Genomic DNA, 12,123 nt, shown 5'->3' with positions numbered 1-12,123 from the left:
CTCTATCAATGCCGACCCAGATAGGCGCACTGCCCCCGCGCCTCAAGCACAGGAAATCTTGATGCGTCTGTTTGTTGCCGCGTTGATTGCCGTTGCCTTTCCTGCCGGAGCCTCTGCCCAGATGAACCCGCCTATTGCCGCCAAGCGCCCCCACAGCTTCACCCATCACGGCATCACCGTGGAAGACCCGTACAATTGGCTGAAGGATCCCGGTTATCCCACGGTCGATGATGCGGACGTGCTGGCCTATCTGAACGCCGAAAACGCCTGGTTCGAAGCCCAGATGGCGCCCATCGCGGGGTTGAAGGACAAGTTCTACGAAGAACTGAAAGGCCGGGTGCAGCAGGACGATGCCTCGGTGCCGGTGCCCAACGGTGCCTTTGAATATTGGTGGCAGTTCAAGCCCGGTGACCAGTATCGCACCTGGGTGCGGCGACCCCGCTCAGGCGGCGTGGAGCAGTTGGTGCTGTCCGAACCTGACCTCGCCAAGGGGTTGGACTATTTCCGCCTTGGCGCGCAATCGGTCAGCCCGGATGGCCGCCTGCTGGCCTATGCCACTGATACCGATGGCAGCGAGCGTTTCACGATCCGCATCCGGGACATCGCCAGTGGAAGCGACATTGAGACCGTTACCAAGGTCAGCGTTGGCGGCATCGAGTGGAGCGCGGATTCCAAAGCCATCGTTTGGACCGAGGTCAATGACAATTGGCGGCGCATCAAGGCGCGGCTGCACGTGCTCGGCCAGAGCGGTGAAGACCGCGTGCTGTATGAGGAAACCGAGGACAAGGGCTTCGGTGTTTCCGTCGGCAAGAGCCAGGACGGCCAGTGGATCATCATCACCACGTCAGATCATGTGACGAGCGAAGTGCGGCTGGTGCCGGCCGCCAATCCCACCGCGCCGCCGCTGCTGGTCAAGCGCCGGCAGGCCGGGGTGAGCTATGAGGTGGACGTGCGGGGGGATCGCTTGTTCATCCGCACCAACGATGATCATGTGAATTTCCGCGTCGCCACTGCCAGCCCCAAGGCACCGGGCGACTGGACGACCCTGATCGCCGGTTCGGATCGCGACTACATCACTGGCATCGCCGCCTTCACGTCCTATCTGGCCGTGCAGGGCCGCCGCGACGGGCTGGACCGCATCGTGCTGCGCAAGGACGATGGTATTGAGACCGTGCTGCCCTTCGCCGAAGCCGCCTACACGGCCATTATCGGCAGCAATCTGGAGCCTGATGCCCCGCTGCTACGCGTCAACTATGCCTCGATGGTCACGCCGGCTACGGTCTATGATTATGACGTGAAGGCCGGCGCACTCGTGACCCGAAAGGTGCAGAAAGTGCCATCGGGTTATGACGCCAGCCAATATGAAAGCCAGCGCTTCTTCGTGACGGCGCGGGACGGTGTGAAGGTGCCGGTCGCGATTGTCTACAAGAAGGGCTTCAAGCCGGACGGCACCGGCAAGCTGCATCTTTATGCCTATGGCGCCTATGGCATCCCGACCATGCCGGGCTTTTCGGCCAACCGGCTGAGCCTGCTGGATCGCGGCATGGCCTATGCCGTCGCCCAGATCCGCGGCGGCGACGATTTGGGTTACCAATGGTATCTGGATGGCAAACTGGCCAAGCGCACCAACACGTTCAACGATTTCGTTGATGTGGCGAAGGGTCTTGTCACGGCTGGCTGGGCGGCGCCGGGCATGATCTCGGCCAGCGGCGGTTCGGCGGGCGGCGAACTGATGGGCGCGATCGTCAACCAGGCGCCGGAACAGTTCCGCGCTGTCGTCGCCCATGTGCCGTTCGTCGATGTGCTCAATACGATGCTCGATGAAAGCCTGCCGCTCACGCCGGGGGAATGGCCGGAATGGGGCAACCCCATCACCAGCAAGACCGATTTCGAGCTGATCCGTTCTTATTCGCCCTATGACCAGGTGAAGCCACAGGCCTATCCGCCGCTGATGGTCACCGCTGGCCTCAACGATCCGCGCGTGACCTACTGGGAGCCGGCCAAGTGGGTGGCCAAGCTGCGCGACGTGAAGACCGATAGCAATATCCTTGTCTTCAAGACCAACATGGGCGCTGGCCACGGCGGCAAATCCGGGCGCTTTGCGGCGCTGGAAGAGCTGGCGGAGGAATATGCCTTCATCCTCACCCAGTTCGGGCTTGGCGATGCCGCCGCCCGCTGACCGGCGCAGCTTTTCGATCTCGGTCACTGCCACGGCGGCCGACATCGATGAACTGGGCCACGTCAACAACGCGGTCTATCTCAAATGGATACAGGACGTGGCGACGGCGCACTGGAGCGCAGTCGCGGCGACCGAACATCGCGATACTTACGTTTGGGTCGTGACGCGGCATGAAATCGACTATCTGCGGCAGACGCTGGAGGGCGAGACGCTGACGCTGACCACCTGGGTGGGCGAGCCCAAGGGTGCGCGCTTTGATCGCTATGTCGAGATCGCCGGGTCGGATGACTCGATCCGCGTGAAGGCAGTCACCACCTGGGCCATCATCGACAAGGCCACCGGCCGCCTCGCTCGTGTGCGGCCCGAGATTGCCGCACCGTTCATGGCAGGCTGATTCAGGCTGGCCGGAACAGCGTATACAGGTGAATGGCGGCGAACAGCACGCCGGCCGCGCCTGCAAAGGCGATCCCGTTCCACGGCAGATGCGCGTGCCAGGCCAGCGGCGCCCGGGTTCGCGCTACGCCGCCCAGTGCGCCGGCCACGGCCAGCGCTGCCCCGGCGGCCAGCAGCATGAAGGTGGTTTCCCGTTCCATCGGGCGCGCTTTGACAGGGCATTCAGCCACAGGCAATCTCCCGTCTTGCAGGGGGGTACGCACAGAGCTACCCATCAACCCAACGTACCTTTCGGGGAGAAAAACCATGATCCGTTCATTCGCCGTTGCTGCCATCATGGCCACCATCGCCGCGCCCGCATTTGCCGGCCCGATCGAAGATGCCATTGCCGGCAGCTGGCGCAAGCCGGCCGACAAGGCACGTGACCAGTATCGCCACCCTGCGCAGACGCTGAAATTCCTCGGCGTGAAGCCCGGCCAGACCGTGGTCGAAGTCTCGCCCGGCGGCGGCTGGTACACTGAAATTCTCGCCCCGGCGATGAAGGGCAACGGCAAATATGTCGCTGGCCTCGCCAACCCGCTCGCCTCGGTGAATGCCGCCAAGAGCGTCGAGAACTTCAAGACCAAATATGCCGACAAGGCCATTTATGGTGACATCGGCATCGGCACGTTCGGCAAGGGCGTCGCCGATATCGTCGAGCCTGGCAGCGCCGACGTGGTGCTCACCTTCCGCAATGTCCACAACTGGCACATGAGCGGTTGGGATCAGGAAGCCTTCAACGCCTTCTTCAAGGCGCTCAAGCCGGGCGGCACGTTGGGCGTGGTCGAACACCGCCTGCCCGAAGCCCGTGCGGACGCCGACATGAAGAAGAGCGGCTACATGAAAGCGTCTTACGTGAAGATGCTGGCCGAAAAGGCCGGCTTCAAGCTCGCTGGCTCGTCGGAAGTGAACGCCAATCCGAAGGACACCAAGGATTATCCGGACGGCGTGTGGACCCTGCCGCCGACCTTCGCCAAGGGCGACGTGGACCGGGCCAAGTTCGCGGCAATCGGCGAATCTGACCGCATGACGCTGAAGTTCGTCAAACCGAAGTAAGCTGTTGGCCCTCTCCCCGCTAGGGGGGAGGGCCAAGACTCAGCTGAAACGTCGCACCGCCGGCTCAGCATCCGGCAACCGCGCGATCACGTCGGCCAGCGGCTCCGTCACCACCCGCATCCAGTGCGCGTTGGCGTGGCAGAGGCGGTCGCCCTCCATCAGCAGCCCGACATGGCCGGGCCAGAACACAAGATCACCGGCTTCACGCGCAGCGAATTTCACCGGCTCGCCCATCGCCACCTGCAGATCGGTGTCGCGGCGCAGGGCGATGCCTTCGGCGGCCAGCGCCTGCTGCACCAGCCCGGAACAATCAACGCCATCGGGGCTGCGGCCGCCCCACAAATAGGGCGCATCGGCGAACAGCGCAGCGACGGCGAAGCGACCGACGGGCGCGCCTTCGATATGGCGGCGATGCACGAATCCACTGCCGGCCAGCGCCAGGAAATCGCCCTCCATGACGCCGGCCGCACGCGCGGCGAACGGCAGTTCATGCAGCACCGCCGCCTTGATGCTGGCCGCGGCAAACACCGGCGCGCGCCGGGCGCTGATGCGGTGGGTCGGATCGGTAGCGGGCAGGGCAAGCGCCTCGAAGGGCGCCCAACCAATGTAGCGATCATGTAACGAACGCCCGAGTGCGAAGCCGGCCTTTACCTCGACAATCTCGAAGGTCTCACCAAACAGCAGCTCGCTGACCGCCTCGGCCGCCGCGTCCGGCCCGCTGCGCACAGTCACGCGCGGCGCCGTGCACACCAGTGGTCGCGGCTCGACATAGCGTATCGCGCCGATGTCACCGGCGAGCGCCAGTTCCACCACCTCCGGCCCGGCAAACCACTCGCGCGGTTCGAAACGCTGGGCCGGGCCCCGCAAAACCCAACTCATCCGAAACGACTCCGCAGCATTGCCCAGCTCGCCCGCAGTGCCAGCGCTTCGCCGCCCTTGGGGCGGCCGGGGCGGCTGGCGTTGTTCCACGCGAACGTATCGAAATGCGCCCACGGCACGCCGGTGGGCACGAATTTTTCGAGGAACAGCGCCGCGGTGATGGCGCCGGCAAAGCCGCCATCGGCGCTGTTGACCATGTCGGCCAGGCTGGATTTCAGCATGTCGTGATAAGGCGCCCACAGTGGCAGGCGCCACACCGGATCGCCCACCTGTGCACCGGCGGCAACCAACTCGCTGGCCAATGCGTCATCATTGGCAAACAGGGCGGGCAATTGCGGCCCAAGCGCCACCCGTGCGGCACCGGTGAGCGTCGCGAAATCGATAATCAGCATCGGGTTCTTCTCGGCCGCCAGCGCAATGGCATCGCACAGCACCAGCCGGCCTTCGGCATCGGTGTTGGTGATCTCCACTGTCTTGCCGGCGCGGGTGCCGATGATGTCGCCGGGGCGCATGGCATTGCCGGCAATGGCATTTTCCGCCGCCGGGATGATCAGGTGCAGCCGGACGCGCAGGTTCGCCTGAATCACCAGCTTGGCCAGCGCCAGCGCGTGCGCTGCGCCGCCCATATCTTTCTTCATCAGCGCCATGCCGCCGCCCGGCTTGATGTTCAGCCCGCCGCTATCGAAGGTGATGCCCTTGCCGATGATGGCGACAACCGGATGCGCGGCATCGCCCCACACGGCTTCGATCAGGCGCGGTGCTTGGGCGGCGGCGCGGCCAACGGCGTGGACGGCGGGGAAATTCTGATCGATCAACGCTTCGCCGGTGGTAACCCGTACCTCGGCCTGGCTGCCCAGCGCGTCGATCACCGCCTTGGCCAGTTCGGCCGGGCCCAGATCGCTGGCCGGTGTGTCCACCAGATCGCGCACCAGCGCCACGGCTTCGGCCTCACTTGCCGCCGCCGAAATCGCGCCCAGGCTGGTGGTGGTCAGCACGCGCACACCCTTGGTTTCCAGGCGGCGGTAACGGCCAAAGCGATGTTGGGCGAGGCACCAGCCCAGCCCTGCCTGGCCAAGTTCACCGGCGAGTGCAAAACGTCCGGCCGGCAATTTCTCTGCGGGGGTTGCCAGCGCCCATGGCCCTAACGGGCCTTCCGCCACGCCTGCCACAACGAACCAATCGGCCGGGCCATCGCCGGGCAGAATGGCCATGCTGTCGGGTGCGGCCTTGAAATCCTGCGCCACCACGGCCACCCGCACCCGCTCACTCTGCGTGGCCAGCCAGCCATCCAGCCCGGCCTTCGTCACCGGGATCAGCGGCACCGATGGCTGTCCATCGGTGGGGGCAAGCAGCGCGGCAAAATCGGTCAAATCTTCACTCCGAACAGGTCGGCCTCGTCGGCATCCTCGATCAGCGCGGTGATGATGTCGCCGGGCTGCACGCCGGTGCAATCGCGCAGGTGCACCATGCCGTCGATTTCCGGCGCGTCATATTTGCTGCGGCCCGAAGCGCCGCCTTCATCGTCCACCTCGTCGATCAGCACCTCGATGGTGCGACCGATCTTGGCTTCCAGCCGGCGCTGCGAAATCTGCGACTGCAATGCCATGAAGCGGTGCCAGCGGTCTTCCTTCACCTCTTCCGGCACGGCGCCGGGCAGGGCGTTGGCCTGCGCGCCGTCCACCGCTTCATATTTGAAGCAGCCGGCGCGATCGATCTGCGCCTGTTCCAGCCAATCCAGCAGATACTGGAAATCCTCCTCCGTCTCGCCGGGGAAGCCGACAATGAAGGTGGAACGGATGGCGAGATCGGGAACAATGCTGCGCCATTTCTGGATACGTTCCAGCATCTTGGCCTCGTTGGCCGGGCGCTTCATGGCTTTGAGCACGCTGGGGGAGGCATGTTGGAACGGGATGTCGAGATAGGGCAGCACCAGGCCTTGAGCCATCAGCGGGATCAGATCATCCACGTGCGGATAGGGATAAACATAGTGCAGACGCACCCAGGCACCGGTTTCACCGAGCGCGTGGGCCAGATCCTGGATGTGGGCGCGCCGCTCGATGCCGCCGAGCGAAGAGGTGGCATGCTTCAGGTCCACACCATAGGCTGACGTGTCCTGGCTGATCACCAGCAATTCCTTGGCGCCGGCCTTCACCAGAGCTTCGGCCTCGCGCAGGATGGCGGCCGGCGGCCGGCTGGCGAGGCGGCCCCGCAATGACGGGATGATGCAGAAGGCGCAGGTGTGATTGCAGCCTTCGGAAATCTTCACATAGGCATAGTGGCGCGGCGTCAGTTTCAGCCCGGCGTCGGGCACCAGATCAACGAACGCCGACCGCACCGGCGGCGCGGCCTCATGCACGGCCGAAACCACGGCTTCATACTGCTGCGGCCCCGTCACGGCGAGCACATCCGGGAAACGCGCGCGGATGGCATCGGCTTCGTGGCCCATGCACCCCGTCACGATCACCTTGCCATTTTCGGCAATGGCCTCGCCAATGGCTTCCAGGCTTTCGGCCTTGGCTGAGTCCAGAAACCCGCAGGTGTTCACGATCACCACGTCTGCCCCGGCGTAATCGCCTGACAGCGCATAACCATCAGCGCGCAGCTGGGTGAGGATGCGTTCGGAATCGACCAGCGCCTTGGGGCAACCCAGGGACACCATGCCCACGCGCGGGGCCGTATCAAGGTTCAATGTCATCGCGCGCGCCGTGCGCTGTTTGGCCAAAAAGTGCAAGTGGGCAGCAGGCGCTACCGCCCGCCGACGGGCGTCTCCAACTAGCGCCCGCCAATGACCCTGGCCGGATCCACGGGCGTGCGCCCGCGCCGCAGTTCAAAATGCAGCTGCGGTTCCGCCACTGCGCCCGACTGGCCGGCGCGCGCAATCGCTTCGCCCGCCTTCACCCGCGCGCCGCGCGTCACCAGCAGCGCTTCATTGTGGGCATAGGCGGAAACCCAGCCGCCGGCGTGCTTCACCAGCAGCAAATTGCCAAAGCCGGGGATCGCATCGCCGGCATAGGCCACCACGCCATCGCCGGCCGCGCGCACCGCCTCGCCCGCGCTGGCCTTCAGATTGACGCCATCGTTGAAGCGACCGCCCGGTTTCGGGCCGAAGCCGGAAATGATGCGGCCTGGCAGCGGCCAGCGGAAGGCCGGCGCCGTGCCCGTAACGGCGGGCAGCGGGGCCGGCCGCGGCTCGCCGGCCGCACGCGGCACCGGGCCATTCGCGGCGGGCTGGCCGCCGGTCATCACGTCGTCAATGGTGATTTCGAAGGCGCGGGCGCGCTGTTCCAATGTTTGCGGCGCCGGGCGCGGGGTTGGCGTCAGCACCGGCGTCAGCCGCAAGCGCTGGCCGACGCGCAGCACGAACGGCTCCTGCAATTTGTTGAGCGCGATCAGGTCGCGCCAGGCCAAGCCATAGGCGCGCGCGATGGCGATGCCGGTCTCGCCGGCCTTGACGACATGAAAGCGGCCTTCCGGCGAAACGATCGCCGCCGGCATCACGCGGCGGGCCACCCAATCGGTGCGGGCCGGCGGCGCGGTCACGCGCGGTGGCGGTGTGACCGGCTTGGGCTGCGCTGGCCTAGCCACCTGGCGTGGCGGCGGGCGAGTCGTCGGCTCAGGCCGGCCAATCATACAGCCCGACAGCAGCGCCGCCGCGGCCGCTATGCCGGCAATTGCCCGAAGTGAACGCCTAACCATACCAAGCTGATAGCGGCGACAGCACAGCATGGAAAGCGTGACGCGGCAGGCGAGTGGCGGCGTCACGGCATAAATATTAACTAAATATTTGCCATTATGAACAGAATATGAGACATTCCGCTCGTTGCCGAACCTTCGTTCGGCATGTGTGGGGGAAATGAAAATGCAGATTCGCCTTGCTCTGGCCGCTGCGACAATGCTCGCTGGCGTTGCTGCCGCTCCGGCTCAGGCCGCCATCGGCTATGCCGATACAGTGCTCGATTATTTCAACAGTGGCGCGGGGCCGTTCCCTGGCCCCTATGGCGGCACCTTCCCGGGCAGCTTCCCGGTGCCGGTGTCGACCAGTGTGGTGCTGAACGGGCCAATGAGTCCCGCCGATTTCTTGTCGCTGCCACGGGGCAGCTTCGTCACGGTCGGCTTTACCGATGAAACCGTGATCGACGGGGCTGGCAACGACATCTTCATCAGCGAAGTGGGCGCCAGCGGTGAACGGGCCGACATTTTCGTGTCACGCAACAACATCAATTTCGTTTTCCTCGGCACGGCCGCCGACGACAGTGTGACCGCCTTCGATCTGGCCAGCATCGGCTGGACCGGGGCCGTGGTGGCCGTGAAGATCGTTGGGCTGGATAATTTCGGCGGTTCGCCTGGCTTTGACGTCGATTTCATCCAGGTGCTGCCGGGCAGCATTGGCGAGGTTCCGGAACCGGCCAGTTGGGCGATGCTGATCGCCGGCTTTGGCCTGGTGGGCGCATCCCAGCGCCGCCGTCGCACCAGCGTCGCGGCCTGAACCAGAAACGAAGCACGAGGAGCGGCGACGGGGCAACCCGTCGCCGCTTTTCGTTTCTCAGCGCTCGGCCAGATCGGCCAATGCCGTCTTCAGCCGGCTGATCGATTGGTAGTGCGTCATGTCCAGATGCAGCGGCGTTACCGAAATCGCCGCTTCGTGCATGGCCTTCAGATCGGTCTCATGGCCGGGCGCTGGCTTTTCCTTGCCGAAACCGTGCCAATAATAGGGAAAGCCGCGCGGATCGATGCGCTTCACCAGGTAGATATTGCCGTAATCGCGGAAGCCCTGCTCGGTGACGCGCACCCCCTTCACGTCGGCGGCGAGCACTGGCGGGAAGTTGATGTTGATCAGAACACCATCGGGCCATTCGGTGGCGATCACCCGGCTGATGATGGCCGCACCATGGGCCGTGGCGCAGCGGAAGTCTTCCATCCCGGCCGTGTAATCCATCATCACCTGGCTCAATGCGATGGAGCGGATGCCGGCGAGGCAGCCTTCCATCGCGGCCGAAACGGTGCCGCTGTACGTCACATCCTCGGCCAGATTGCCGCCGCGGTTGACGCCGGACAGGATCAGATCGGGCTTGTGATCTTCCAGCACCGCGCCCAGCGCCAGCATCACGCAATCGGTGGGCGTGCCACGCACGGCAAAGCGGCGCGGGCTGATTTCGCGCAGGCGCACGGGCTGGCTCAGCGTCAGGCTGTGGCCGGCGCCCGATTGCTCCTCGGCAGGCGCCACCACCCACACATCGTCGGACAGTTCGGCGGCAATCGCTTCCAGCGCGACCAGGCCGGGGGCGTTGATGCCATCATCATTGGTGACGAGAATGCGCATGGGTTCAGGGCTCCAGCTGGTCGATGCCGGCCATGTAAGGCTTCAACACGTCGGGGATGATGACACTGCCATCGGCTTGCTGATAATTTTCGATCACCGCCACCAGCGTGCGGCCCACGGCCAAGCCGGAGCCATTCAATGTGTTCACCGGCCCACGGCTGCCTTTCTCGCCCGCCACCTTCCAGCGCGAATTCATGCGGCGGCCCTGGAACTCGCCGCAATCGGAAATCGAGCTGATCTCGCGATAGGCGCCCTGGCCGGGCAGCCACACTTCCAGATCGAACGTCCGCCGCGCCGAAAAGCCCATGTCCCCGGCGCACAGCAGCATCCGGCGATAGGGCAGGCCCAGCGCCTGCAAGATGGCTTCGGCCGATTCCAGCATGTGCTTGTGCTCAGCCTCGGCCTGCTCCGGGGCGCAGATCGTCACTAGCTCGCATTTTTCGAACTGGTGCTGGCGGATCAGCCCGCGCGTGTCACGTCCGGCGCTGCCGGCTTCGCTGCGGAAACAGGGTGTGAGTGCTGTCATGCGGATCGGCAGGGCCGCGGCATCGACGATCTCGCCGGCGACCAGGTTGGTCAGACTCATCTCGGCGGTGGGGATCAGGTAACGGCCGTCGGTGGTCTGAAACAGATCTTCGGCGAACTTGGGCAGGTTGCCAGTGCCGAAGGCTGCTTCCGGTTTCACCAGATAGGGCGTTGCCACTTCGGTGAAGCCGCGCACGCCTGTCTGTGTGTCGATCATGTACTGGCCCAGCGCGCGTTGCAGCCGGGCAAGCGGCCCCTTCAGTACTGCAAATCGCGCACCGGCGACACGGGCAGCGGCCTCCGGATCATACCCCAGCTTCGCCGCGACAATGTCATGCTCAAGCGGCGCGAAATCGAACGCGCGGGGGCTGCCCCAGCGCATCACCTCGACATTGCCATGTTCGTCAACGCCATCCGGCACATCGGCGGCAGGTAGGTTGGGCAGGCTGACCAGCAGGGCTTCGGCCTTGTCGCTGGCCGTGCGGGCAGCCTCTTCCAGCGCGGCGATCTCGTCCTTCAGGCCGGCGACTTCAGCCTTCAAGGCCTCGGCCTTCGCGCCGTCTTTCGCGGCCATCGCGGCGCCGATTTCCTTCGACGCGGCATTGCGGCGGGCAAGCGCTTCTTGCGTCTTCGTCTCGGCGGCGCGCCGCTCGGCATCGGCGGCCAGCAGCGCATCGGCCGCGTCACTGATACCACGGCGAGCAAGGCCTGCGGCAAAGGCGTCCGGGTCAGCGCGAAGAGCTTTGAGATCGTGCATAATGCGACTGCCTTTGCCTTGGCTGGGCGAAGCGCGCAAGCTGCCCCTTCCATGCGCGCGCGCGCCTGCCTATGGTGGGCCCGTGATCGTTTCCTGCCCAAAATGCAGTGCACAATATCGGGTGGCGGTGGGCGTGGTGATGCGCCGGCCACGGTTGAAGTGCGCCGCCTGCTCGCACCGCTGGCTGCCCGCCGAAGAGATTGACGAAGATGAAGCCGTGGCCGCCGTGCAGGAAGAGGCGCGCGCCGCCAGCCTGCCGCCACCCCCGCCGCCCGAACCCGAACCGGAACCAGAACCAGAGCCGGAACCGCCCCCACCGCGCCAGCCGCCGGCCTTGTGGCTGAAATGGCTGGTGGCGATCGTGCTGGGCGCCGCTTTCACCACGGCGTCGGTTGGCTTGTGGGTGGGCCGCATCGATCCCGAAGCCTTGCCCGGCGTGACCGATGCCCTGGCCCAGGTTGCGCCGCCCGCGACGCCGCTGGATGTGAAACTGGAAGGCCGGGTAACGCGTTTGCCCGGCGGCAACGCGCTGCTGGAAGTGACCTGCACCATCCACAACCCCGGTACTGCCCGTGTTGCCGTGCCGCCGCTCAATGCTCGCCTGTTGGTGAACGGTGTGCGCATGCGCGACTGGACCATCCCACCGCCCGCCAACACTGTGGGCCCCGGCAAGACGCTGATCTTCGCATCCAGTCTGACCGACGTGCCGGCAGGGCCGGTGAGCGTGCAGGTGCGTTTCGGGCGCTAGTGTGGACTTGGGCGGCCGCGCGCGCTAGCGTGGCTTCGGGTCGATCAGCCAGCCTAGGGGCAAGGCGATGAGCGAACCACTGTCTGAGCCACCCGAATCGTCGCACGGCACCAAAGCCGTGCGCGGCCCACGCAAACAGGCCAGCAAGGCTGCCCGGCCGAGATCGGCAGACCCTTCGTCTGTTGAAGCGGATGCTGTCGCTCTGTTTGCCCGCCATTTGGGCGATT

General features: G+C 65.3%; 12 protein-coding genes. 5 read left to right on the top strand and 7 right to left on the bottom strand.

The window, feature by feature from the left end; all coding sequences use genetic code 11:
- Positions 1-121 precede the first annotated feature (121 nt).
- Positions 122-2,179: a S9 family peptidase gene (locus G566_RS0104475; RefSeq protein ID WP_029131256.1), complete on the top strand. Its 2,058-nt coding sequence runs from the start codon at positions 122-124 to the stop codon at positions 2,177-2,179.
- Entirely contained in the window at positions 2,163-2,573 is a 411-nt protein-coding gene (locus tag G566_RS0104470) for an acyl-CoA thioesterase (protein WP_022679476.1), read from the top strand. Before G566_RS0104475 ends, G566_RS0104470 begins: the two co-directional genes overlap by 17 nt.
- A 1-nt stretch (position 2,574) precedes the next feature.
- On the opposite strand, the gene G566_RS0104465 is transcribed toward G566_RS0104470, so the two are convergent.
- Positions 2,575-2,772 (bottom strand): hypothetical protein, encoded by a 198-nt coding sequence (locus tag G566_RS0104465; RefSeq protein WP_022679475.1) that lies wholly within the window; start codon positions 2,770-2,772, stop codon positions 2,575-2,577.
- Positions 2,773-2,878: 106 nt separating this feature from the next.
- Here G566_RS0104465 and G566_RS0104460 point away from each other — a divergent pair, with 106 nt between their 5' ends.
- Complete coding sequence (locus G566_RS0104460) at positions 2,879-3,667, top strand: class I SAM-dependent methyltransferase (protein WP_022679474.1); 789 nt, start codon at positions 2,879-2,881, stop codon at positions 3,665-3,667.
- Between the two features lie 39 nt (positions 3,668-3,706).
- On the opposite strand, the gene G566_RS0104455 is transcribed toward G566_RS0104460, so the two are convergent.
- The 4 genes from G566_RS0104455 to G566_RS13470 all read right to left on the bottom strand — a co-directional run bounded on the left by G566_RS0104455 (position 3,707) and on the right by G566_RS13470 (position 8,131).
- Positions 3,707-4,546 (bottom strand): C40 family peptidase, encoded by an 840-nt coding sequence (locus tag G566_RS0104455; protein ID WP_051135930.1) that lies wholly within the window; start codon positions 4,544-4,546, stop codon positions 3,707-3,709.
- Positions 4,543-5,916, bottom strand: coding sequence for a leucyl aminopeptidase family protein (locus tag G566_RS0104450; RefSeq protein ID WP_022679472.1), 1,374 nt, complete (start codon positions 5,914-5,916; stop codon positions 4,543-4,545). The genes G566_RS0104455 and G566_RS0104450 overlap by 4 nt, the downstream gene beginning before the upstream one ends.
- The gene (rimO, locus tag G566_RS0104445; RefSeq protein WP_022679471.1) at positions 5,913-7,241 is read right to left on the bottom strand and encodes a 30S ribosomal protein S12 methylthiotransferase RimO; all 1,329 of its coding nucleotides are present in this window, start codon (positions 7,239-7,241) and stop codon (positions 5,913-5,915) included. Before rimO ends, G566_RS0104450 begins: the two co-directional genes overlap by 4 nt.
- 77 nt (positions 7,242-7,318) lie before the next feature.
- The gene (locus G566_RS13470; RefSeq protein WP_243442409.1) at positions 7,319-8,131 is read right to left on the bottom strand and encodes a M23 family metallopeptidase; all 813 of its coding nucleotides are present in this window, start codon (positions 8,129-8,131) and stop codon (positions 7,319-7,321) included.
- Between the two features lie 268 nt (positions 8,132-8,399).
- Between G566_RS13470 and G566_RS0104435 the strand changes: the two genes are divergently transcribed.
- Positions 8,400-9,032, top strand: a complete 633-nt coding sequence (locus tag G566_RS0104435; protein WP_040605385.1) for a PEPxxWA-CTERM sorting domain-containing protein — start codon at positions 8,400-8,402, stop codon at positions 9,030-9,032.
- A gap of 57 nt (positions 9,033-9,089) precedes the next feature.
- On the opposite strand, the gene surE is transcribed toward G566_RS0104435, so the two are convergent.
- Together surE and serS are read right to left on the bottom strand one after the other, a co-directional pair.
- Positions 9,090-9,866 carry a 5'/3'-nucleotidase SurE gene (gene surE, locus G566_RS0104430; protein ID WP_022679468.1) on the bottom strand — a complete coding sequence of 259 codons (777 nt, stop codon included), beginning with the start codon at positions 9,864-9,866 and terminating at the stop codon, positions 9,090-9,092.
- Positions 9,867-9,870: 4 nt separating this feature from the next.
- A complete protein-coding gene (gene serS / locus G566_RS0104425) occupies positions 9,871-11,148 on the bottom strand; it encodes a serine--tRNA ligase (RefSeq protein ID WP_022679467.1) in 1,278 nt (425 codons plus the stop codon).
- A gap of 82 nt (positions 11,149-11,230) precedes the next feature.
- On the opposite strand from serS, the gene G566_RS0104420 reads away from it, so the two are divergent.
- The gene (locus G566_RS0104420) at positions 11,231-11,896 is read left to right on the top strand and encodes a zinc ribbon domain-containing protein (RefSeq protein ID WP_156874422.1); all 666 of its coding nucleotides are present in this window, start codon (positions 11,231-11,233) and stop codon (positions 11,894-11,896) included.
- Positions 11,897-12,123: the final 227 nt, after the last annotated feature.

This window comes from Sandarakinorhabdus limnophila DSM 17366 (assembly GCF_000420765.1).
Classification (GTDB): Bacteria; Pseudomonadota; Alphaproteobacteria; order Sphingomonadales; family Sphingomonadaceae; genus Sandarakinorhabdus; species Sandarakinorhabdus limnophila.
The sequence above is the reverse complement of the archived record's forward strand: the minus strand, read 5'-3'. Positions and strand labels throughout refer to the sequence as shown.